The sequence below is a fragment of the Aeromicrobium sp. JJY06 genome (assembly GCF_044069275.1).
Taxonomy (GTDB): Bacteria; Actinomycetota; Actinomycetes; order Propionibacteriales; family Nocardioidaceae; genus Aeromicrobium; species Aeromicrobium tamlense.
Genome location: NZ_JBIMRD010000001.1, coordinates 1,734,614 through 1,756,171, shown reverse-complemented (window position 1 = coordinate 1,756,171; position 21,558 = coordinate 1,734,614). Strand labels below are relative to the sequence as shown.

Genomic DNA, 21,558 nt, shown 5'->3' with positions numbered 1-21,558 from the left:
CTCGTTCAGTCGCGACAGGTGAGCCGCGCCGCCCTAGCCTGAGGCCGTGACCAGCGTTGCGATCGCCGCCCCGAACACCGCCGCGGCGGACGCGGCGGAGCAGATCGTCCGGGCCGGCGGCAACGCGATCGACGCGGCCCTCGCTGCCGCGTTCGTGACCATGGTGAACGAGGTCGGCCTGGTGTCGCCGAGCGCGGGCGGGTTCCTGACGATCCAGCCGCCCGACGGGTCGGCGCCGGTGACCATTGACGGCTGGATGGACATGCCCGGTCGCGACGTCCCCGACCGGCTCGGGCAGGGCACGTGGGACGTCCACACCGAGTACGGCGGCGGCGTCACGGTGACGGTCGGACCCGGCTCGGTCGCCACCCACGGCGCCATCGCGGCGTTCGGGGAGGCGCACCGCCGCTGGGGCCGGCTCCCGTGGGCCGAGCTGCTCGCCCCCGCGATCGACGTGGCCCGCGGCGGCTTCCGGCTCAGCGCCGCGTCCCGGTACTACCTCGACTACGTGCACGCGTCGATCTTCGGCTGGGACGAGGCGAGTCACGCGGCCGTGCACGACGAGCAGGGCGCCGTCGCCGGCCACGACATCGTCGTGCCGCACCTCGCGGACTCCCTCGAGCGGATCGCCCGGCACGGCCCGGACGAGCTCTACACGGGCGAGCTCGGTCACGCGGTCGCCGACGACGTCCTGGCGCGCGGCGGCATCCTCGGCCCGACCGACCTCGCCGCCTACGAGCCGGCGGTCCGACCCGCCCTCACCGCGCGCATGGAGGGCTGGACGCTCGGCACGAACCCGCCGCCGGCGATCGGTGGCGTGAGCGTCGCCGCGATGCTGCGGCTCATGGCCGGCCACGGCCTGGACGACACCGAGCACCTGATCCGCGTGCAGCGGCGGGTGCTCGGCGAGCGGCTGCGGGTCTTCGACCACACCGACGACCTCGAGCGCGACGCCGCGGCGTTCCTCGACCTCGTCGACCGCGACGGTCTGGCGGCCCTGGAGTCGGGGTCGACGGCGCACGTCTCCACCGCCGACGCGCAGGGCACGGCCTGCGCGGTGACGATCTCGTCCGGCTACAGCTCGGGCATGATCGCTCGCGACACCGGCATCTGGCTCAACAACTGCCTCGGCGAGCAGGAGCTCAACCCGCGCGGTCTCCACGGCCTGCCGTTCGGCTCGCGCCTGCTCTCGAACATGGCCCCCACGGTGGGTCGTCACGCCGACGGCGGCGTGCTGGCGATCGGCTCGCCCGGAGCCGACCGCATCACCACGGCGATCGTGCAGGCGCTCACCGGCCTCGTCGAGGACGGCCTCAGCCTGCAGGAGGCGATCGACCACCCGCGGATCCACGTGCACCGCGCGGCGACGCCGGACGAGCAGGTCAAGGTCGAGCACCCCGACGACCTCACGATGTACTTCGGTGGCGTCTCGGGCACCCTCGTCACGGCCGAGGGCACCCTGGTGGCCGCGGCCGATCCCCGGCGCGACGGCGCCGTGCGCATCGTGTCCTGAGGGATGCCCGCCACTACGCTGACCGGATGACCGCCTCGCTCGTCGACGCGCCCGTCGTCATCGCCCACCGCGGCGTTCCCGGATCACGCCTGGAGCACACCCGGCCCTCGTACCTGCTGGGGATCGAGGAGGGCGCCGACTACATCGAGCCCGACGTCGTGGCCACGAAGGACGGTGCCCTCGTCGTGCGGCACGAGAACGAGATCGGCGGCACCACCGACGTCGCCTCGCGACCCGAGTTCGCCCACCTCCGCACCACGAAGTTCATCGACGGCGTTCCGCTGACCGGCTGGTTCACCGAGGACTTCACGCTCGAGGAGATCAGGACGCTGCGCACTCGCGAGCGCCTGCCGCAGCTGCGACCGCAGAATCTCGCCCTCGAGGGGACCGAGCCGATCCTCACCCTCGACGAGGTCATCGACATCGCGGAGGCCGAGAACACCCGACGCGGCGCGGGCGCCGACCCGATCGGCGTCTACGTCGAGACGAAGCACCCCACCTACTTCCGCGGGCTCGGACTCGACCTCAACGACCGGCTGCTCGAGGTCCTCGACCGCCGTGGCCTCAACCGCAAGGGCGCGAAGGTGGTCATCCAGTCGATGGAGACCGCCAACCTCAAGGCGCTGCGTGACCGCACCCCGCTGCCCCTCGTGCAGCTGATGGAGCGCAAGGGCGGTCCCTACGACCTCGTCGCCACGTACGACCCCCGCGACTACGCGGCGCTGACGCGCCCTGAGGAGCTGGCGAAGATCGCCGAGTACGCCCAGGGCATCGGCCCGAACAAGAGCCTCGTCATCGCCCGCGACCGCCACCAGAACCTGCTCGGCGAGACCGGCCTCGTCCGCGACGCCCACGAGGTCGGCCTGTTCGTCCACATCTGGACGATGCGCAACGAGAACAACTTCCTCCCCGTGCAGTGGCGCACGAGCCTGGACGAGGCCGACCCCGGCGACGCGACGGCCGAGCTGCTGGCCTTCTACGCCGCCGGGGTCGACGGGGTGTTCTCGGACTTCACACGGACGGCGGTGGCGGCGCGCTCGGCCCATCTGTCGTCGGCGGGCCCCACACGTCGGGCGCCTGCGCCTGGGGCATGAGCAGCCACGCGGCGAGGTAGACCAGCAGCGTCGTGCCCACGCCCACCACGACCAGCACGATCGTGATGATGCGGATGAGCGTGGCGTCCACGCCGGTGTACTCGGCCAGTCCTCCGCACACGCCGCCGAGCCACTTGTCGGTGGTGCTGCGGGCGAGCTTCTTGGGGCCCTGGTTCGGGTTCATGAGGTCCTCCTGAGGGTGAGGGCGATGCCGGCGAGTCCGGCGACGATGAGGGTGACGAGTCCGGCGACGGCCAGGCCGTCGACGCTCGCGAGGTCGTAGGTCAGCAGGGCCCAGCCCACGAGGACGAGGGCGAACAGGACGCCGAAGACGAGCGCGTCCCAGCGCAGCGGATGGGTGTTCATCGTCGAGTCACCTCGATCTCGCCCGCCGTGCCGGTGATGACGATGCGATAGGCCCCGGGGGCGTCGGAGGGCCAGTCGATCGAGGGGCGCTGGCCGTCGGACACGCGGCCGAAGACCTCGATCCGACCGCCGGCGGACAGGGACGTCTCGACGTCGACGTCGAGTCCCTCGGGCACGATCACGGTCGTCTCTCCCATGCCGTTGTCGATCTCCAGCGTACGGCCGGAGAGGCTCTCGAGGTCCTGGATCGCGGTGAGGTCGACCCGCACCCGGCCGAAGCCCTGCTCGATGGGCTCGGCGACCGCGGCGGCCGTGACGGGCCGCAGGTCGATGTCGCCGGCCGAGAGGTTCGGGGTCACCGAGGCGACCGCCAGCACGGGCAGGATCAGGACGCCCAGCGGCACCAGGGCGCCGGGGTGGCCGATCCTCGAGCCGACCAGCAGGCCGATCGTGACGATGCCGAGGGCGACGGCCGGGTAGATCGCGGCGTCGACCGGCTCCTGCGCGATGGACCAGAGGCCCAGGCCGCCCAGGGCGACGAGGATCGCCGAGAGGGTCAGCAGCAGCAGGGCGGGCGACCAGCGCTCGCGCGGCGGACGCGGGGGCAGGACGGAGGCCGGCGGCGCACCGGGCGGCGGGGCGGGCGGACCGGGCTCGTGGAGCACCGTCGTCGGCTCGTCAGCGCCCTGCGCGAGCGCCGGGTCGCCCGTGGACACGGGGGTGGTCATGACGTCGTCTCCTGTCGAGAAGGCGGGGGTGGGATCGGTGGGGGCCTGGGCGGTGAACGCGTCGGGCCGGTAGGGCGGGGGTGGCGCGTAGGCCGGCGGCGGGGTGGTGCGGGTGCGGTTCCTGACCACGAACAGCCAGTAGAGGAACCCGAACGGCAGCGCGATCCAGAACAGCGCCCACATCGGCCACCAGAACCAGCCGCCGACGCCCCAGGCGGTGTCGCCGAGGACGGCGGCCAGCGCGAGGACGCCGGCGACGATCAGGCCGACGGTGCGCAGCTGGGAGTCGGACTTGAGGTCGAAGGCCTCGGCCAGGACGCTGCGCTCGGACCCCTCGGCGGGGATGAGCAGCCAGCAGGCGACGTAGAGGATCGGACCGGCGAACCCGGCGACGGTCAGGACGACGAAGCCGATCCGCACGATGACGGGGTCGATGTCGAGTGCGCGGGCGATGCCGCCGGAGACGCCGCCGAGCAGCTTGTCTCCCGTGGTGCGCCGCATCGCATCGAGCTGCGAGCCGGAGGTCGGTGTGGTCATGGCTCCAGCCTGCCCGGGGGTCGGGGTCCGCCACCATCGGGTGAACCCCTGGTCCTCCCCCGAGGCGGCGTCGGCACGGACCGGGGTCGCACCTGATGGCGCCTGCGCGCGCCCGCGTGTGAGGGTGGTCCCATGACGACCGCTGCCCCCGACGCCGCCGGCGGCACCCGCCGCTCGGCCGAGGGGTTCCGCCGGGCCTACCGGCCGGTGGACGCGCGCGTCGTCGCCGGCGTCAGCGCCGGTCTGGCCGAGCACCTGCGGCTGCCCGTGGTGTGGGTGCGGGTGGGCTTCGTCCTGGCCACGTTCGTGCACGGCACCGGACTGCTGGCCTACCTGCTGCTGTGGTGGTTCCTACCGCTGCAGGCCCCCGTGGACGGCTCCCCCGGCCTCGAGTCCGCGCGCCGTCGCGGCCTGCGCACGGGCTCGCGCGGACCGTCCCGCCGCGACGTCGTGCAGAGTGCCGCGATCGGCGCCGTGGGGCTGGGCGTCCTGGGCCTCATCGCGCTCGGCGGCGGCTGGCTCGAGGGCTGGATGCTGCCGCTGCTGCTGGTGGTCACGGGCATCGCGGTGGTGTGGCGGATGTTCGACGACGCCGCGTGGAACTCGTGGCTGCGGCAGACCGAGGGGCCCGCGTTCGCGATGCGGCTGCTCGTGGGCCTGGCGTTCATCGGCCTCGGCGCGATCTACATCCTCACCGTCAACCGCGGCTGGTCGGCCGCCGTGGACTTCTTCGCCGCGCTCGCCATCGCCGTGGTGGGCCTGAGCCTGATCCTCGGGCCGTGGATCCTGGGCCTCTGGACCGACCTCGGCACCGAGCGGCGCGAGCGCATCCGCTCGCAGGAGCGCGCCGACGTGGCCGCCCACCTGCACGACTCCGTGCTCCAGACGCTGGCCCTGCTGCAGAAGAACGCCGACGACCCCGCCACCGTGGCCACCCTGGCCCGCCGCCAGGAGCGCGAGCTGCGCGACTGGCTCTACGGCCGCCAGGACGACACCGCCACCTTCGCCACCGCCCTGCGCGACCTCGCCGCCGAGGTCGAGGCCAACCACCGCGTCCCGGTGGAGGTCGTCACGGTCGGCGACGCCGCGCCCGACGACGGCCTCCGCGCGCTGCTCGCCGCCACCGGCGAGGCCGTGGTGAACGCCGCGAAGCACTCCGGCGCGAGCCGGGTCGACGTCTACGCCGAGCGCGTCGCGAACGGCTCGGGCGACCGGATGGAGGTCTTCGTCCGCGACCGCGGCGAGGGCTTCGACCCCGACGCGGTCCCCGCCGACCGGCTCGGCGTGAAGAACTCGATCATCGGCCGCGCCGAGCGCCACGGCGGCACGGCGCGCGTCCGCAGCACCCCCGAGGACGGCACCGAGGTCGCCCTCACCATGCCGGTCTCGCCCGGCGACAAGGAGAGCGCATGACCGTCCTGTCCGTGCTGGTCGTCGACGACCACGCGATGTTCCGCACCGGCGTCCGTGCCGAGCTCGAGCGGCTCGGCAGCGGGCGCGTCGAGGTCGTCGGCGAGGCCGAGGACGTCGACACCGCCGTCGCCGCGATCTCGGACCTGCGTCCCGACGTCGTGCTGCTCGACGTGCACCTGCCGGGCGGCGGCGGCCCCGAGGTCATCCGGCGCGCGGGCGCGTCCACCACGTTCCTGGCGCTGTCGGTCAGCGACGCCGCCGAGGACGTCATCGGCGTGATCCGCGCCGGTGCGCGGGGATACGTCACCAAGAACATCTCGGCGCCCGAGCTGCTCGACGCGATCGACCGCGTCGCCGGCGGCGACGCCGTGTTCAGCCCGCGCCTGGCCGGGTTCGTCCTCGACGCGTTCGCCGGCACGATCGCCGTCGCGCAGGTCGACGAGGACCTCGACCGCCTCACCGAGCGCGAGCGCGAGGTCATGCGGCTCATCGCGCGCGGCTACGCGTACAAGGAGGTCGCGAAGGAGCTGTTCATCTCCGTCAAGACCGTCGAGACCCACGTCTCGAGCGTGCTGCGCAAGCTCCAGCTCTCCAGCCGCCACGAGCTCACCCGCTGGGCCAACGACCGCCGCCTCATCTGACCTCGCGCGCCCCTCCCCCACTTTTGGAGCGGGATGCACGCCTTCGGGCACGAGGAAGGTTCATCCCGTTCCAGAAGTGGAGGGGGGTCCGGCGCGTGGGACTGACGTGACCGATTCGCCGGACAGGATCGCCGTGCCTTCGTACGGTGGACGTTCCCCCCGGAGAAGGAGCGAACGTGCGCAAGATCCTGATCGCCGTCATGATGACGAGCTCCCTCGTGCTGGCATCCGCGCCGGCCGAGGCGGCCCCGAAGTTCAAGAACTGCAAGGCGCTCAACAAGAAGTACCCGCACGGCGTGGGCATGCCCGGCGCGAAGGACAAGACCTCGGGCAAGCCGGTCACCAACTTCAAGCGCAGCAAGGCGCTCTACCAGGCCAACAAGGGCAAGGACCGCGACAAGGACAGGATCGCCTGCGAGAAGCGCTGAAACGCCTCAGGGCAGCGTGATCCGCAGGAACTCGGGGCGGTAGAGGCTCGGGTCGGCCTGGACGTCGCCGTCCTTGGTGTTGCGGCTGACCGAGACGACCATCGTGCCCTTCTCGGGGAACAGCTGCGGGTGCGCGAGCGGCATGTAGCGCAGCGCCGATGCCGTCGAGGGGATCTTCGCCACCGGAGGCGCGGGAGTGAACGGTCCGGTGGGACCGGGCGCGGTCCAGACCACCAGGTCGGTGCCGACGAAGTCCGCGCGCTTGCTCAGGGCGTACCAGCGCTTGCCCTCGCGGAACACCGAGAAGGTCTGCGACACCCCGCCGTCCTGGCCGATCAGCTGCGCGGCCTGCTTCGCGTCGCGCTGCCACCGCTCGCCGTCCCAGTAGCGCCACTTCGACTGGTCGGTCACGTCCACCAGCCTGGTCTTCGCGACCGACACCGCCCACCCGAAGCCGCCGTCGCTCGTGCGGCTGGTGCCGTAGAGGTAGACGGAGTCGCCGACGACCGTGGCGGCCGCGCCCCACACGGGCCGGCTCGTGTCGGGGTCGTCCTCGCCCAGGTCGACGACTCGCTGGAGCACCGGCGCCCGGCCCGGCTCGACCTGGAAGATCGCCACGGCGGGCCCCAGGTTCCGGAACCCGAAGAGGTCGTCACCGGTCTGCTCGACCCGCTGCGCCATGACCCCGACGAGGTCGCGCCCGAGGTCGACCGCCGCCACGGACATCGGCCAGTAGCCGACCCCGTCGGCGCGGTCCGGGATCACGGCGTCGCGGTCGCGGCGCTGCACCAGGCCCGCGCACGTCTTGTCGAAGATCAGCATCGAGTTCCGCACCATCGTGCGGCTCGAGTAGTCCGTCCGCCGGATCGTGTCGCCGAAGACGAACAGCCCGCGTCCGTCGGCCAGGAACGTGCTCGCCCCCACGTCGCCGCCGACGAAGCCGTCGACGTCGCTCACGGTCTCGATGCGCTCGTTGAGCTCCTTGACGTTCGTCGGCGTCCGGGTCGTCTGGCACGTGACGGTGACCGGAGGGTCGAGGTCGGTCGCGGTGAACGCGGGCAGCGCGGGCGTCACGACGAGGATGCCGGTGAGGACGAACGCGCCGATCGTGGCCCCGACGGGATGGGCGCGCAGCGACGGGTGCAGGTCGCGCAGGGCCCGCCGCGGCTCGACCGCCGTGGCCGCCACCGAGGTCGCGGTGAGGCCGATCATCGTCCAGAGCATCATCATCAGCAGGACCCGCTCGACGTCGACACCGTCGAAGTAGGCCAGGCCGCGGACGGCCCAGGTCGCCGCCCCGGGCGGCAGCCACGCGAGGAGGGTGGGCCACACCACCGGGATCGGCGTCAGCGGCCAGGCGCCGATCGCGCCGGGGATGCCGACCACCAGCCCGACGATCGCCAGCGCGAGCCCCAGCCTGCCGAACCATGCGATGAGCGCCAAGGTCATCGAGCCGACTCCGAGGACGACGAGGGCGCCCAGGCCGGCGAGCCCGAGGAACGGCGCGTCGACCCGGCGCACGACGACCTCGCTCAGGAACGCACCGCCCAGGCCGGCGACGACGGCGCCGGCCGCGAGTCCCGCGAACCGCACCACGACGAGCGAGGCCGACGCCGACCTGGCCCCGAACACCAGGCCGAGCAGCGCCGCGAAGGCGACACCGAGGATCGCCCACGCCGTGCCGAGGCGGAACGGTCCGACGCCGTGGGGGTCGCGCTCGGCCACCGGGATCCGGTCGACCACGCGCACGGTCTGCCCACTGACCGCCAGCGTGCGGGACACGACCTTCTCGACCTTCTTCGCCTCGGCCGTGCCCCCGCCGCTGGCGACCCAGAGCTCGTGGTCGGCGCCGTCGCCCATCACGACGACCGCGCTGACGGCGCGGTCGCGCAGGCTCGCCTCCGCGGCCTTCTCCGAGGGGCTGACCCGCGCGGCGACCGCGTGCTCGCTCGGGCCGTTGAGGGCGTCGCGCATCGTGGCGGCGTCGGGGTCGGGTCCGACGACCGCGACCGGGATCTCGCGCGGGGCGGCCTGGCTGAGGCCCGGCAGCTCGGACGCCGGGTCGACCCGGACCAGCACGGCGGTCAGGACCATGGCGATGACGAAGCCGGCCGCGGTGAGCCCGACTCCGCGCTGGCGCATGTCCGACACGGTAGCGCGGCGCGGCGCCGGGGACGTCCCCGCGTCGCGCCCTCTCCCGCCCACGCTGTCGGAGCGCGCGACTAGGCTGGATCCTGCGATGACCCTGCCATTCCCCGTGCCCTCCGCCCGTCCGCCACGTCCCGGCCCGGGCGGTCCCGACGCCCCCTCGCCGAAGCGGCGCACCGCCCGCTCCGACGAGCTCCTCGAGGGACTCAACGACGCCCAGCGCACGGCCGTCTCGCACACCGGCGGACCGCTGCTGGTGGTCGCGGGCGCCGGATCGGGCAAGACCCGCGTGCTCACCCGCCGCATCGCGTGGCTCATCGCGGCTCGCGGCGCCCACCCCGGCTCCATCCTGGCCATCACGTTCACCAACAAGGCCGCCGCCGAGATGCGCGAGCGCGTCGCCGACCTCGTGGGCGGCCGCGCCCGGATGATGTGGGTCTCCACGTTCCACTCCGCGTGCGTGCGGATCCTGCGCCGCGAGGCCGAGAAGTTCAGCTACACCTCGTCGTTCAGCATCTACGACGCCGCCGACTCGCGCCGGCTCATGACGCTCGTGGTCAAGGACCTCGACCTCGACCCCAAGAAGGTCAATCCGCGCGCGGTCCTCAACTGGGTCTCGAACCACAAGAACGAGCTCGTCGACCATGAGGAGGCCGCCAAGCGCGCCTCCAACGGCACCGACGAGACCTACGCGCAGTGCTACGCCGAGTACCAGCGCCGGCTGCGTGCGGCCAACGCGATGGACTTCGACGACCTCATCATGAACACGGTCCACCTGTTCCAGGCCTGGCCCGAGGTCCGCGAGACGTACCGCCGCCGCTTCCGGCACGTGCTGGTCGACGAGTACCAGGACACCAACCACGCCCAGTACAGCCTCATCAAGGAGCTGTGCGACGAGGACTCCGACCTCATGGTGGTGGGCGACTCCGACCAGTCGATCTACGCCTTCCGCGGCGCCACGATCCGCAACATCCTCGAGTTCGAGGACGACTTCCCCGACGCCGACACCGTCCTGCTCGAGCAGAACTACCGCTCCACGCAGAACATCCTCGCCGCCGCCAATGGCGTCATCAGCCGCAATCCGGCGCGCCAGGACAAGAAGCTGTGGTCGGCCGAGGGCGACGGCGAGCTGCTGGTGGGCTACGTCGGCGACGACGAGCGCGACGAGGCCCAGTTCATCGCCGACGAGATCGACCGGCTCTCCGACCAGGGCATCGCCGCGGCCCGCGACGTGGCGGTGTTCTACCGCACCAACGCACAGAGCCGTGTGTTCGAGGAGGTCTTCATCCGCGTCGGCCTGCCCTACCGGGTCGTCGGCGGCGTGCGCTTCTACGAGCGCAAGGAGGTCAAGGACGCACTGGCCTACCTGCGCGTGCTCGTGAACCCGCGCGACGCCGTGTCGCTGCGGCGCGTGCTCAACGAGCCCAAGCGCGGCATCGGCGACCGGGCCGAGGGTGCCCTCGAGCGCTTCGCCTCGCGCCACGACGTCAGCTTCTGGGAGGCGATGACCCGCGTCGACGAGATCGACGAGCTGGCCACCCGCTCGCGCACCGCGATCTCCTCGTTCGCGCAGGTCCTGTCCGAGCTGATGGAGCTCGCCGCGTCCGGCGCCCCCGCCGACGCCGTGCTCGAGGCCGCCCTGACGAAGTCCGGCTACCTCACCGTGCTGGAGAACAGCACCGACCCGCAGGACGAGACGCGCGTGGAGAACCTCGCCGAGCTCGTCGCCGTCGCGCGCGAGTTCGTCGCCTCGGCCGCCACCCTCGACGAGGACGAGGAGCCCGACGACGGCGTCGTGCTCGCGGCGGGCTCGCTCGACGCCTTCCTCGAGCAGGTCGCGCTCGTCGCCGACGCCGACTCGGTGCCGGACTCCGACGACGGCGTCGTCACGCTGATGACCCTGCACACGGCCAAGGGTCTGGAGTTCCCGGTCGTGTTCCTCACCGGCCTCGAGGACGGGGTGTTCCCGCACCTGCGGTCCCTGGGCGATCCGGCCGAGCTCCAGGAGGAGCGCCGGCTGGCCTACGTGGGCATCACCCGCGCCCGCGAGCGGCTCTACCTCACCCGCGCCACCGTGCGCTCGGCGTGGGGCGCCCCCTCGTACAACCCGGCGTCGCGGTTCCTCGAGGAGATCCCGCCCACGCTGATCGACTGGAAGCGCGAGGCCAGCGCTCCCACCCAGTGGGCGCCGCGCACCCCGGCGGCCTCGTTCCGCACCTCCACGGTCGCCGCGCGCTCGAAGAAGAAGTCCGCGGGTGAGGTCGTCTCGCTCTCGCCGGGCGATCGGGTCACCCACGACAGCTTCGGGCTCGGCACGGTGGTCACGGTCGAGGGCACGGGCCAGAACTCGGTCGCCAGCGTCGACTTCGGATCAGCGGGCGTCAAGCGCCTGCTGCTGCGCTACGCGCCCCTCGAGAAGCTCTGACCACCCAGACGTGAACGACGAGAGCCCCCGGCCTGGCCGGGGGCTCTCGGGTGTCGATCGGTGCTGACTGGTGTCAGGGGGTGACGCCGTGCGCGACGAGCGCCGCGTACGGGTCCGTGGGGCCGCCGCCGGCCGGGTGCACCTCGAGGTGCAGGTGCGGGCCGGTGACGTTGCCGGTGGAGCCGGTGGCGCCGATGACGTCACCGGGGGCGACCTGCTGGCCCACGCTGACCGAGACCGAGCTCTGGTGGCAGTACCAGATCTCGGTGCCGTCGGCGAGAGTGATGATCGTGCGGTTGCCGTAGGCGCCCTCGTAGCCGGTCGAGGTGACCGTGCCAGCCGCGATCGCGACGAGGGTCGAGCCCGACGGACCGGCGAAGTCCAGGCCGGTGTGACGGCCGCTGCTCCAGTAGCCGCCGCCCTGGCCGAAGCGGGCGGTGAGGCGGTAGCCGACGACCGGGATGACCCACTGGTTGCGGGTGATCTCGTCCTGGCGCTTCTCGGCCGACTTGGCGGCCGCCGCGTTGTACTGCGCGAGCGCCTTCTGGACCTGCTGGGCCTGCATCGGCTTCTGGATCGCGAGCTCGCGGTCGTAGCTGCGCGAGACGTCCACCGCGTTCGTGGCGTTCGCGCCGACGTAGTTCTTGGCCAGCGCGGCGTCGGCGCCGGCGAGCAGGCCGGGCGAGGTGACGCTGATCGAGCCGACCGCGGCGATCACCATGGCGGCGACGCCGGCGAGCAGCCGGGTGCGGCCCGTGGCCGCGGCCGCACGGCGTGCACGACGCGCGCCGGGGATGCGGCCCTCGGGGATCGCGCCGATCGCGGGGAACACGATGGTGTCCTCGGCCGGGACGGCGGCCACAGGCTCGGGGAGCGCGGCGGCGGGAATCGGGTTACGGTCGACGGGAGCGGCCGCGCGACGCGAGCCGGGCACCGGGGTGGGCTGCTTCGCACGGCGGCCCACGCTGTAGGTCTGCGAGGTCGACTGCGGGCTCAGGGCCTGCATGACGACGGTCGAGTCGGAGTCGTGCTCCACCGGCGCCTTGGCGCGCCGGGAGCCGACGGTCCGGGGTGCCTCGGGTGCATCCGGGGTCGACCGACCGCTCGCTCGGGAGCGATCGAATTCGGCCATACGTGAAGCCTCCGGGGGTCAGGCAAACGGACTCGCCGAGTCTAGGGGAACCGCGGTGTCCGATTCCAACCCTTTGGCGAAGTGACTCACGGTTCGGACACGGATAGCAGAGGAAACTCATGCCCGCACCTCCGTCGGAGGCCCCCGTGTTTCAACTCACGTTTACGCAACCCACGCCGAAGCACCCCTCTCCCGGCAGGTAGAGTCGCGAGGGCTTCGGCGACGTCGCGTCCACGGCGCCCGCCGAACCACAGCGAATCCCACCATTAAGGACGTCACCGTGGATCTGATGGAGTATCAGGCGAAGGAGCTCTTCGCCAAGCACAACGTTGCGACGACCCTCGGCACCGTGGTCACCACGGCCGAGGAGGCCAAGGCCGCCGCCGAGCAGATGGGCGGCGTGACCGTCATCAAGGCGCAGGTCAAGGCCGGAGGCCGCGGCAAGGCGGGCGGCGTGAAGCTCGCCAAGACCGCCGACGAGGCCTTCGAGCACGCCTCGAACATCCTCGGCATGGAGATCAAGGGCCTCACGGTCAACCGCGTGCTCGTCACGCCGGCGACCCCGCCCGTCGAGGAGTACTACTTCTCCTTCCTGCTCGACCGCGCGAACCGCAGCTACCTGTGCATCGCGAGCGTCGAGGGCGGCGTCGAGATCGAGGAGGTCGCCAAGACCAACCCCGAGGCCGTCCGCCAGATCCCCGTCGACGCCGGCACCGGCGTGGACGAGGCGAAGGCCCGCGAGATCGTCGCCGACGCGAAGTTCCCGGCCGAGCTGGCCGACCAGGCCGTCGAGATGATCCAGGCCCTCTGGAAGGTCTTCGTCGAGGAGGACGCCACGCTCGTCGAGGTCAACCCGCTGGCGCGCCTGGAGGGCGACAAGCTGGAGGCCCTGGACGGCAAGGTCTCGCTCGACGAGAACGCCGACTTCCGTCACCCCGAGCACGAGGCGTTCGTGGACAACGACGCCACCGACCCGCTCGAGGTCAAGGCCAAGTCGAAGGGCCTGAACTACGTCAAGCTCGACGGCCAGGTCGGCATCATCGGCAACGGCGCCGGGCTCGTCATGAGCACGCTCGACGTGGTCGCGTACGCCGGTGAGGCCCACGGCGGCGTCAAGCCCGCCAACTTCCTGGACATCGGCGGCGGCGCCTCGGCGCAGGTCATGGCCGACGGCCTGGACGTCATCCTGAACGACGAGCAGGTCAAGAGCGTGTTCGTCAACGTCTTCGGCGGCATCACCTCGTGTGACGCGGTCGCGAACGGCATCAAGGGCGCGCTGGAGATCCTCGGCGACGAGGCCACCAAGCCGCTCGTCGTGCGCCTCGACGGCAACAAGGTCGAGGAAGGCCGGGCGATCCTGAACGAACTGAACCACCCGCTGGTCACGCTCGTCGACACCATGGACGGTGCCGCCGACAAGGCCGCCGAGCTCGCGAACGCATAAGGACGAAACATGGCGATCTATCTCACCTCTGAATCCAAGGTCATCGTCCAGGGCATCACCGGCGGCGAGGGCACCAAGCACACCGCCCTGATGCTCAAGTCCGGCACGAACGTCGTCGGTGGCGTCAACGCGCGCAAGGCCGGCACCACGGTCACGCACGTCGACGCCGACGGCAACGACGTCGAGCTGCCCGTGTTCGGCTCGGTCGCCGAGGCGATCGAGAAGACCGGCGCCGACGTGTCGGTCGCGTTCGTCCCGCCGGCGTTCACCAAGGACGCCGTCGTCGAGGCCATCGACGCCGAGATCGGCCTGCTCGTGGTCATCACCGAGGGCGTCCCGGTCCAGGACACCGCGGAGTTCTGGGCCTACGCCCAGGGCAAGAAGACCCGCATCATCGGTCCGAACTGCCCCGGCATCATCAGCCCCGGGCAGGCGCTCGCCGGCATCACGCCGGCGACCATCGCGGGCGCCGGCCCGGTCGGCCTCGTGTCCAAGTCGGGCACGCTGACCTACCAGATGATGTTCGAGCTGCGTGACTTCGGCTTCACCACCGCCATCGGCATCGGCGGCGACCCGGTCATCGGCACGACGCACATCGACGCGCTCGAGGCGTTCGAGAACGACCCCGACACCAAGGCGATCGTGATGATCGGCGAGATCGGCGGCGACGCCGAGGAGCGCGCGGCCGAGTACATCAAGGCGCACGTGACCAAGCCGGTCGTCGGCTACGTCGCGGGCTTCACCGCCCCCGAGGGCAAGACCATGGGCCACGCCGGCGCCATCGTCTCGGGCTCCTCGGGCACCGCCCAGGCGAAGAAGGAGGCCCTCGAGGCCGCCGGGGTCAAGGTCGGCAAGACGCCGTCCGAGACCGCCGCCCTGATGCGGGAGATCCTGCAGGGTCTCTGACACCCGTCAGCACGACGCCCCCGCGAGCCTCGGCTCGCGGGGGCGTCGTCGTTCGTGGTGACAGTTTCCCCGGTTAAGCGGGGAAACTGTCACTTCACGGGGTTTGCGAACCTCGCGAAGTGACAGGAAACCTCGTTCAGTCGAGGCCGGGACGACCGCCCGGGGTTCTCGGTCACTCCCCGGGGATCGCGAACCCCGGTCAGTGACAGGAAACCCAGGTAACCGTCACTCCGGGACGTACGCGAGGCGCTCGCCGGCGCGCTTGAGGACGGCGCGGAACTCGCCGCCGGAGATGGCGTACTTGCCGGCGGGCGGGAAGAGCACCTGGGTGACGTCGGCCCCGCGGCGAACGACGCCCATCCGGTAGTGGACGGTGCGGTCCTTGCCGATCTCGAGACCGACGCGCCACGAGGTGCCGGCGAAGCCGCTGCCGCGGACGCGCTTCTCGTCGTCGACGGTGGCGGGCAGGTCGCCGTCCTCGCACTCGTCGATCCGCTTGGCGATCCCGTCGACGAACTTCTTCGCCGCCTTGGGGCTCGACATCCGCGCGACCGTCTGCGTGAGCGCGAACTGGTCGGGCAGCACCTCGGCCTCCGGGATCGCGAAGACGCGCGACTGGGCCGAGCTGACGGACTTGCCGGTGAAGGTGGTGTCGTCGCAGACCGTGGCGGTCGGGTTCTGGTTCGTGACCGCGGCGGGCGCGCTGGCGCTCCAGACGCTGTCGATCGTCTTGACCGGCGGCAGGTCGACGACGCCGAGGAACGACGGGTACTTGCCCACGGCCGGCGGCAGCGCCGAGGTCACGGTGAAGCGCTCGGTGCAGTCGCCGCCCGAGTCGGCGCAGACGCGACTGATCGACTCGTTGAGCACGCGCGCGAACTGGCGCACGTCGGTGCGCTCGGTGCCCGGCGACTCGTGCACGAGCGTGCTGGTGAGGGTGCCCGACTGCGCCAGGCCCACGGTGATGAAGCGGGCCGGCGAGCGGTAGGACTGCAGGCGCAGGATCTGGAAGTCGCCGAAGGGCCGCTCGACGCGGTAGGCGTCGACGAGGCGCGTGCGCGGGTGCTCACACCCGGCGTAGAAGGAGACGAGGCGCGAGAACGCGGCCTCGGACGCCTCCTCCGAGCGCGAGACCTCGATCGCCTGCGCGACACGGTCGTCCGCGTCGTCGGTGAAGGCGCGCACGAAGACCTTGAGCGGGTCGGGGTCGGCGAAGCGGGTGGTGGGACACGTGGCGTACGGGGTCTGGTTGGCCAGGTCGGTGTCCGTGGCCTCGACCGACCAGGCGGCATCGGGGTTGAGGTTCGCGACCTCGCCGCTGGAGAGCAGATCGTCGGTGCCGATGTTGTGCGAGTCGAGCACGACGTCGCGCGACTCGGCGCCGATCTTCTCGCGATCGGGCAGCGCGGACTGACGGGCCATCGCGTCGCCCTGCGCGACGAACGCGCCGCCGAACAGCGCCACGGCGAGCGCGGCGGCGACGAGCACGACCGCGTTGCGGCGAGCGCCGCGGGTGGCCGAGCGGCGCACCTCGCCGGCCGACGGCAGGTCGAGCCCGGCGGTGACCACCGCGAGGGCGCGCATGCGCTCGACGACCTCGTCGATCGTGACGCCGAGGCCCTCCTCGATGCGGCTGAACCCGCGCGACGCGAGCTCGAGCGCGGACTCGTCGTCGACGCCCACCTCGCGCGCCGCCTCGTCGAGGTCGACGTCGGCGATCGTCATGAGGCTGATCAGCCGGCGCGAGGGCTGGTCGAGGTCGGCCAGCTGCGCCAGCAGGGCGTGATCGGTGTCGTGGGTGCGGGTGCGGCGCCATGGGTGCGTGCCGCGGCTGAGTGCCGTGCCCTTCCACGCCTCGGCGCGCACGAACGACGCCGGATCGGCCGCGGAGACGCGCGACCACTGGCGCCACGCGTGGCGGTACGCCTCGATCGTCGCCTCGCGCGCGACCTCGCGATCACCGCACTTCGCATACGTCGTGACGAGCGTCACCCGCTGCGTCGAGGCGTAGAAGGCGTCGAACTCGTCGACCCGAGTCATGCTGCCTTCCTCCTTCTCTCCACCCCGGCGTGTGCTGTCACGATCCCCGCCACGATACCGGTTGGATGGTGAGGTGACCGAGTCCCGTGCTGCCGATCAGTGGCGCCCGGCGATCCTCACGGCCGTCGGATCGACGGTCCTCAGCCTCCTGATCGCCGGTGCCGCGGCCTCGGCGACGACACTCGCGGCGTCCACTCCCGACCTGCTCCGGGCCTCGATCCGCGCGTGGCTCGTGGCCGTCGGCGCGACCCTCACCACCGGCGACGAGCGCATCGACGTGGTGCCCCTGGGAGCGACGATCGTCGTGGTCGTCCTCGTCCTCGCGCTCACCCGGCTGGCACTGCGGACGCCGATCGTCGACCCCGTGGCGTTCGGCGCCATGACGGGCGGAGTCGCCGGCGTGCTGGCCGGGATCTGCTCGGCCGCCACCAGCACCGAGACCACCTCCACCTCGTTCGTCCGGGCCGCGTTCGGCGCGTTCCTGGTCGTCGGACTGCCCGCGGCGTGGGGTGCCTCCCGGCGTTCCGGCATCGCGTGGATGGGCCTGCCCTCCCGCTGGATCCCGGTGGCCGACGGAGCGTCCAGCGGCGTGATCGGGCTGCTCGGCGGGGCCGCCGTCGTGACCTTCGTGATGCTCACGCTGCACCTCGACCGCGCCGCCGACCTCTGGGCCACGCTCGACCCGGACGGCCCCCTCCTGCTCGGCCTCATGTGCCTGCTGGCGCTGCCCACGCTGGTGCTGTGGACCACCGCGGTGATCCTCGGACCCGGCTTCACGCTCGGCGCGGACACCACCGTCGACCTCGCCGGCTCAGCACTGGGCCAGGTGCCCGGGTTCCCGCCGCTGGCCGCGCTGCCCGACCCCGGTCCCTTCGGCGGCTGGGTCGTCGTGCTGACGCTGGTCCCGCTCGCGGCGGGCGTCGCAGCCGGCCTCGTCACGTACACGCGCACGACCGCCGAGCAGCGTGGCTGGGGCCGCGCGGCCGGCGACGGCGCGCTCGCCGGAGCCGTGGCCGGAGCGATCGTCGGCCTCCTGCTCGAGACCGCGCGCGGCGGCCTGGGCCCGGGACTGCTGCAGACCGCGGGCTCCCCCGCCTGGCAAGGACTGCTGGTCGCCGTCCCGCTGCTGGCGGCGGGCGGCGCCCTGGGCGCGATCGGCGCCCACTATCGTTCTGCACGTGACCGAGCCTCGTCCTGAGCCCGCCCGGCTCGTGGTGCTGGTGTCGGGATCCGGCACCAACCTGCAGGCACTGATCGACGCCGCCGCCGACCCCGGCTACGGCGCCCAGGTCGTCGCCGTCGGCGCCGACCGCGACGGCATCGAGGGCCTCGCCCGCGCCGAGCGGCACGGCATCCCCACGTTCGTCGAGCGGGTCTCCGACCATCCCGACCGCGCCGCCTGGGACGCCTCCGTCGCCGAGACCGTGGCGTCGTACCGCCCCGACCTCGTGGTCCTGGCCGGCTTCATGAAGCTCGCCGGCCCGGCGTTCCTCGAGCGCTTCGGCGGCCGCACGGTCAACACCCACCCGGCGCTCTCGCCGTCGTTCCCCGGCATGCGCGGCCCGCAGGACGCACTGGAGTACGGCGTGAAGATCACCGGCGCCACCCTGTTCGTCGTCGACGCCGGCGTCGACACCGGCCCGATCGTCGCGCAGGTCGCCGTGCCGGTCGAGGACGACGACGACGTCGAGACCCTCCACGAGCGCATCAAGACCCACGAGCGAGCCATGCTGGTCGAGTGGGTGGGCCGCCTCGCGCGCGAGCCCCACTCGATCGACGGCCGACGAATCCGCTTCCACCCGAAGGAACAGTCATGACCGACACCCGTCCCATCAAGCGCGCCCTCGTCTCGGTCTACGACAAGACCGGGCTGGCCGAGCTCGCGCAGGCGCTGCACGCCGCAGGCGTCTCGATCGTCTCCACCGGCTCCACCGCCAAGACCATCGAGGCCGCGGGCGTCCCCGTGACCCCCGTCGAGCAGGTCACCGGCTTCCCCGAGTGCCTCGACGGGCGCGTCAAGACGCTGCACCCGCGCGTGCACGCCGGCATCCTCGCCGACCTGCGCCTGCCGGAGCACCAGCGCCAGCTGGAGCAGCTCGAGGTCGAGCCGTTCGACCTCGTCGTGGTGAACCTCTACCCGTTCCGCGAGACCGTCGCCTCCGGCGCGACCCCGGACGAGGTCGTCGAGCAGATCGACATCGGCGGCCCCTCCATGGTGCGCGCCGCCGCGAAGAACCACCCGAGCGTGGCCGTCGTGGTCTCCCCCGACGCCTACGGCGAGCTCACCGACGCGCTGGCGCAGGGCGGCTTCACGCTCGAGCAGCGCAAGCGCCTCGCGGGTCGGGCCTTCGCGCACACCGCCGCCTACGACGTCGCCGTCGCCTCGTGGTTCGCCTCGGCCTACGCACCCGCCGACGACGAGCAGTTCCCCGCCTTCCTGGGCGCCACGTGGGAGCGCTCGGCCGTGCTGCGCTACGGCGAGAACCCGCACCAGCCCGCCGCGCTCTACACCGGTGATCACCCCGGCCTGGCCGGTGCTGAGCAGCTGCACGGCAAGGAGATGTCGTTCAACAACTACCTCGACACCGACGCCGCCCGCCGCGCCGCGTTCGCGCACGAGAAGCCCGCCGTCGCGATCATCAAGCACGCCAATCCGTGCGGCATCGCCGTGGGCACCGACGTCGCGCAGGCCCACGCCCGCGCCCACGCCTGCGACCCGGTCTCGGCCTTCGGCGGCGTCATCGCGGCCAACCGCCCCGTGAGCGTGGCGATGGCCGAGCAGGTGGCCGAGGTCTTCACCGAGGTCATCGTCGCCCCCGACTACGAGGACGGCGCCGTCGAGGTGCTGCAGGCCAAGAAGAACATCCGCATCCTGCGCTGCCCCGCCCCCACGCACGAGTCGCCGGTCGAGTTCCGGCCCGTCAGCGGCGGCCTGCTGCTGCAGGAGCGCGACCGCGTGGACGCCGAGGGCGACGACCCCACCACCTGGACCCTCGCCGCCGGTGAGCCGGTCGACTCCGACACCTTCGCCGACCTCGTCTTCGCGTGGCGCGCGTGCAAGGCCGTGAAGTCGAACGCGATCCTGCTGGCCAAGGGCGGTGCCTCGGTGGGCGTCGGCATGGGCCAGGTCAACCGTGTCGACTCGTGCCGACTCGCGGTGGAGCGGGCGGGCGAGGAGCGCGCCCGTGGCGCCGTGGCCGCGTCGGACGCGTTCTTCCCGTTCTCCGACGGACCTCAGATCCTCATCGACGCGGGCGTCAAGGCGATGGTGCAGCCCGGCGGATCGGTGCGCGACGCCGAGACCGTGGCTGCGGCCGAGGCCGCCGGCGTCACGATGTACGTCACGGGGACGCGTCACTTCTTCCACTGATCGCGCTGTCGCGCAGGTCCATCAGCATCTGCGTGCCCGTCTCGTCGTCGACGAGGTGGCCGATGATCATGCTCCGCATCGCGCGGACGACCTTCGCGGCCTCCTCGTCCTCCTCGTTCACGCCGGCCGTGCGCCGCAGCGCGACGCCGGCGATGAACGCGACCATGTCCTCGGCCAGGCCCTCGGGATCGGGGATGCCCGCCCTTCGCAGCACCTTCACCAGCACGTCCTGACCCGTGGTCAGGGCGGTGACGGCGGTCTCGCGCAGCTCGGGATCGCGGGCGGCGCCCAGGATCACCGAGAGCTCGCGCGTGGCCGTCTCGGGTGGCCGCAGGGCCAGGATGCTCGTGGCGAAGTGCACCGAGGAGTCGGCGGTGACCAGGCTCATCATGCCCTGGACGTCGACGTCGGCGAGGCTCTCCATCGTCGCGATCCAGGCCTCGATGTGGTGGTTGAGGGCCTCGCGCAGGAGCTCCTCGATCGTGGAGAAGTAGTAGGTCGTCGTGGCGGCCGGCAGGCCGGCCGCAGCGGCCACCGCGCGGTGCGTGACCGCGCGTGAGCCACCCTCGACGAAGAGGTCGACCGCGGCCTCCAGCAGCGCCTCACGGCGCTGTCGGCTCCGCTCCTGCGACAGTTGAGCCCTCGGTGCCATGCCGAGCAGTCTAGGGGTGCCGCGGCCTCCGACCGGGGCGGTTCGGCCTCAACCGGTCCACCAGGTGTCGGCGTCGAGCAGCCAGTGGTGGCGCATCGACAGCGCTCGCTCGATGATCGCGAGGACGCCCGCGACGGTCAGCGCCGTGGCCGCGGAGCCGCTCAGGGCGAGCGGCGAGGAGAAGGTCCAGCCGAGGGTGTCGGCGACCTGCGGCACGTCCGTGACGGTGTCGAGCAGGCTCATCCCAGCCACCACGAGACCCACCACGAGCACGACCACCGCGGCCGCGGCCATGAGCGCGCTCAGCGCCGGCCGGCGCTCGGCGAGCCGCTGGCGCCAGGCCTCGAGCGTCTTCGGATGCGGGCCCAGCGGGAGCTCGGTGCCCGTGCCCAGCACGAGATGCGCGCGCTTCACGCCGTAGAAGGTGGTGGCGAACTCGATCCGGCCGCCCGGCACCGGGAACGAGGCCGGCGCCTTGGCCGAGGCCGCGCGACGGCCGTCGCGGTAGAGCGACACCCGGTCGTCCCAGTCGAAGAAGTCGTAGTCGACGGCCCAGACGTGGCCGGCGTGCGTGATGCCCAACAGGCTCCGGTTCACCACCTGCAGCCGCGAGTACGGCTTCAGCGGCTCGTCGTCCCCGGGCTCGATCGCACCCTTGCGGCTCATGTCGGCGTTCCCCCTCGCGTCGGCACGGTCCCAGTATCCCCTTCGCCCTCCCGGG

Annotated in this window: 19 protein-coding genes; 11 read left to right on the top strand and 8 right to left on the bottom strand. The window is 72.3% G+C overall.

The features are described 5' to 3' along the window. The first annotated feature begins 46 nt into the window (after positions 1 to 46). Positions 47 to 1,513 (top strand): gamma-glutamyltransferase, encoded by a 1,467-nt coding sequence (locus ACGWYL_RS08570; protein ID WP_395486950.1) that lies wholly within the window; start codon positions 47 to 49, stop codon positions 1,511 to 1,513. A 26-nt stretch (positions 1,514 to 1,539) separates the two neighbouring features. Continuing rightward, a complete protein-coding gene (locus tag ACGWYL_RS08565; protein WP_395486949.1) occupies positions 1,540 to 2,607 on the top strand; it encodes a glycerophosphodiester phosphodiesterase in 1,068 nt (355 codons plus the stop codon). Here the strand turns inward: ACGWYL_RS08565 and ACGWYL_RS08560 are convergent. The 3 genes from ACGWYL_RS08560 to ACGWYL_RS08550 are packed head-to-tail and all read right to left on the bottom strand — an operon-like array spanning position 2,525 to position 4,238. Next, positions 2,525 to 2,791 carry a PspC domain-containing protein gene (locus tag ACGWYL_RS08560; RefSeq protein WP_179426328.1) on the bottom strand — a complete coding sequence of 89 codons (267 nt, stop codon included), beginning with the start codon at positions 2,789 to 2,791 and terminating at the stop codon, positions 2,525 to 2,527. The genes ACGWYL_RS08565 and ACGWYL_RS08560 overlap by 83 nt on opposite strands. Next, positions 2,788 to 2,973 (bottom strand): hypothetical protein, encoded by a 186-nt coding sequence (locus ACGWYL_RS08555; RefSeq protein WP_179426330.1) that lies wholly within the window; start codon positions 2,971 to 2,973, stop codon positions 2,788 to 2,790. Before ACGWYL_RS08555 ends, ACGWYL_RS08560 begins: the two co-directional genes overlap by 4 nt. Then, complete coding sequence (locus ACGWYL_RS08550; protein ID WP_179426332.1) at positions 2,970 to 4,238, bottom strand: PspC domain-containing protein; 1,269 nt, start codon at positions 4,236 to 4,238, stop codon at positions 2,970 to 2,972. The genes ACGWYL_RS08555 and ACGWYL_RS08550 overlap by 4 nt, the downstream gene beginning before the upstream one ends. A 132-nt stretch (positions 4,239 to 4,370) precedes the next feature. On the opposite strand from ACGWYL_RS08550, the gene ACGWYL_RS08545 reads away from it, so the two are divergent. From ACGWYL_RS08545 to ACGWYL_RS08535, 3 genes are all read left to right on the top strand, one after another. Beyond that, positions 4,371 to 5,651 (top strand): PspC domain-containing protein, encoded by a 1,281-nt coding sequence (locus ACGWYL_RS08545; protein ID WP_395486948.1) that lies wholly within the window; start codon positions 4,371 to 4,373, stop codon positions 5,649 to 5,651. Continuing rightward, a complete protein-coding gene (locus ACGWYL_RS08540; RefSeq protein WP_179426336.1) occupies positions 5,648 to 6,292 on the top strand; it encodes a response regulator transcription factor in 645 nt (214 codons plus the stop codon). Before ACGWYL_RS08545 ends, ACGWYL_RS08540 begins: the two co-directional genes overlap by 4 nt. A gap of 176 nt (positions 6,293 to 6,468) precedes the next feature. Then, positions 6,469 to 6,720 (top strand): excalibur calcium-binding domain-containing protein, encoded by a 252-nt coding sequence (locus tag ACGWYL_RS08535; RefSeq protein WP_269305366.1) that lies wholly within the window; start codon positions 6,469 to 6,471, stop codon positions 6,718 to 6,720. Positions 6,721 to 6,726: 6 nt separating this feature from the next. Here the strand turns inward: ACGWYL_RS08535 and ACGWYL_RS08530 are convergent, their stop codons facing one another. Beyond that, complete coding sequence (locus ACGWYL_RS08530) at positions 6,727 to 8,862, bottom strand: DUF4185 domain-containing protein (protein WP_395486947.1); 2,136 nt, start codon at positions 8,860 to 8,862, stop codon at positions 6,727 to 6,729. 97 nt (positions 8,863 to 8,959) lie between these two features. On the opposite strand from ACGWYL_RS08530, the gene pcrA reads away from it, so the two are divergent. After that, positions 8,960 to 11,293: a DNA helicase PcrA gene (gene pcrA / locus ACGWYL_RS08525; protein ID WP_395486946.1), complete on the top strand. Its 2,334-nt coding sequence runs from the start codon at positions 8,960 to 8,962 to the stop codon at positions 11,291 to 11,293. Between the two features lie 73 nt (positions 11,294 to 11,366). Here the strand turns inward: pcrA and ACGWYL_RS08520 are convergent, their stop codons facing one another. Continuing rightward, a complete protein-coding gene (locus ACGWYL_RS08520) occupies positions 11,367 to 12,329 on the bottom strand; it encodes a M23 family metallopeptidase (protein ID WP_395486945.1) in 963 nt (320 codons plus the stop codon). Positions 12,330 to 12,705: 376 nt separating this feature from the next. Here ACGWYL_RS08520 and sucC point away from each other — a divergent pair, with 376 nt between their 5' ends. Both sucC and sucD read left to right on the top strand, forming a co-directional pair. Further along, the gene (gene sucC, locus ACGWYL_RS08515) at positions 12,706 to 13,869 is read left to right on the top strand and encodes an ADP-forming succinate--CoA ligase subunit beta (protein ID WP_179426342.1); all 1,164 of its coding nucleotides are present in this window, start codon (positions 12,706 to 12,708) and stop codon (positions 13,867 to 13,869) included. A gap of 9 nt (positions 13,870 to 13,878) precedes the next feature. Continuing rightward, on the top strand, positions 13,879 to 14,775 hold the full coding sequence (sucD, locus tag ACGWYL_RS08510; protein ID WP_179426344.1) for a succinate--CoA ligase subunit alpha: 897 nt from the start codon (positions 13,879 to 13,881) through the stop codon (positions 14,773 to 14,775). Positions 14,776 to 15,000: 225 nt separating this feature from the next. Here sucD and ACGWYL_RS08505 read toward each other — a convergent pair whose 3' ends face one another. Beyond that, a complete protein-coding gene (locus tag ACGWYL_RS08505; protein WP_395486944.1) occupies positions 15,001 to 16,815 on the bottom strand; it encodes a hypothetical protein in 1,815 nt (604 codons plus the stop codon). A 73-nt stretch (positions 16,816 to 16,888) separates the two neighbouring features. Here ACGWYL_RS08505 and ACGWYL_RS08500 point away from each other — a divergent pair, with 73 nt between their 5' ends. The 3 genes from ACGWYL_RS08500 to purH are packed head-to-tail and all read left to right on the top strand — an operon-like array spanning position 16,889 to position 20,185. Beyond that, a complete protein-coding gene (locus tag ACGWYL_RS08500) occupies positions 16,889 to 18,013 on the top strand; it encodes a DUF6350 family protein (protein ID WP_395486943.1) in 1,125 nt (374 codons plus the stop codon). Next, on the top strand, positions 17,988 to 18,632 hold the full coding sequence (gene purN, locus ACGWYL_RS08495) for a phosphoribosylglycinamide formyltransferase (RefSeq protein ID WP_395487242.1): 645 nt from the start codon (positions 17,988 to 17,990) through the stop codon (positions 18,630 to 18,632). The genes ACGWYL_RS08500 and purN overlap by 26 nt, the downstream gene beginning before the upstream one ends. Continuing rightward, on the top strand, positions 18,629 to 20,185 hold the full coding sequence (purH, locus tag ACGWYL_RS08490) for a bifunctional phosphoribosylaminoimidazolecarboxamide formyltransferase/IMP cyclohydrolase (RefSeq protein WP_395486942.1): 1,557 nt from the start codon (positions 18,629 to 18,631) through the stop codon (positions 20,183 to 20,185). Before purN ends, purH begins: the two co-directional genes overlap by 4 nt. On the opposite strand, the gene ACGWYL_RS08485 is transcribed toward purH, so the two are convergent. Next, positions 20,157 to 20,837 carry a TetR/AcrR family transcriptional regulator gene (locus tag ACGWYL_RS08485; protein ID WP_179426354.1) on the bottom strand — a complete coding sequence of 227 codons (681 nt, stop codon included), beginning with the start codon at positions 20,835 to 20,837 and terminating at the stop codon, positions 20,157 to 20,159. The two genes, purH and ACGWYL_RS08485, sit on opposite strands and share 29 nt — an antisense overlap. A gap of 48 nt (positions 20,838 to 20,885) precedes the next feature. Then, the gene (locus ACGWYL_RS08480; RefSeq protein WP_179426356.1) at positions 20,886 to 21,503 is read right to left on the bottom strand and encodes a hypothetical protein; all 618 of its coding nucleotides are present in this window, start codon (positions 21,501 to 21,503) and stop codon (positions 20,886 to 20,888) included. Between the last annotated feature and the right edge of the window lie 55 nt (positions 21,504 to 21,558).

Excerpts from the sequence above, each read along its gene's own strand:
- ACGWYL_RS08560 (WP_179426328.1), bottom strand. The coding sequence starts at position 2,791 with ATGAACCCGAACCAGGGCCCCAAGAAGCTCGCCCGCAGCACCACCGAC.
- ACGWYL_RS08555 (WP_179426330.1), bottom strand. The coding sequence starts at position 2,973 with ATGAACACCCATCCGCTGCGCTGGGACGCGCTCGTCTTCGGCGTCCTG.
- ACGWYL_RS08550 (WP_179426332.1), bottom strand. The coding sequence starts at position 4,238 with ATGACCACACCGACCTCCGGCTCGCAGCTCGATGCGATGCGGCGCACC.
- pcrA (WP_395486946.1), top strand. The coding sequence starts at position 8,960 with ATGACCCTGCCATTCCCCGTGCCCTCCGCCCGTCCGCCACGTCCCGGC.
- ACGWYL_RS08480 (WP_179426356.1), bottom strand. The coding sequence starts at position 21,503 with ATGAGCCGCAAGGGTGCGATCGAGCCCGGGGACGACGAGCCGCTGAAG.
- ACGWYL_RS08505 (WP_395486944.1), bottom strand. The coding sequence starts at position 16,815 with ATGACTCGGGTCGACGAGTTCGACGCCTTCTACGCCTCGACGCAGCGG.
- ACGWYL_RS08565 (WP_395486949.1), top strand. The coding sequence starts at position 1,540 with ATGACCGCCTCGCTCGTCGACGCGCCCGTCGTCATCGCCCACCGCGGC.
- sucD (WP_179426344.1), top strand. The coding sequence starts at position 13,879 with ATGGCGATCTATCTCACCTCTGAATCCAAGGTCATCGTCCAGGGCATC.
- ACGWYL_RS08540 (WP_179426336.1), top strand. The coding sequence starts at position 5,648 with ATGACCGTCCTGTCCGTGCTGGTCGTCGACGACCACGCGATGTTCCGC.
- ACGWYL_RS08530 (WP_395486947.1), bottom strand. The coding sequence starts at position 8,862 with ATGCGCCAGCGCGGAGTCGGGCTCACCGCGGCCGGCTTCGTCATCGCC.
- ACGWYL_RS08545 (WP_395486948.1), top strand. The coding sequence starts at position 4,371 with ATGACGACCGCTGCCCCCGACGCCGCCGGCGGCACCCGCCGCTCGGCC.
- ACGWYL_RS08485 (WP_179426354.1), bottom strand. The coding sequence starts at position 20,837 with ATGGCACCGAGGGCTCAACTGTCGCAGGAGCGGAGCCGACAGCGCCGT.
- purH (WP_395486942.1), top strand. The coding sequence starts at position 18,629 with ATGACCGACACCCGTCCCATCAAGCGCGCCCTCGTCTCGGTCTACGAC.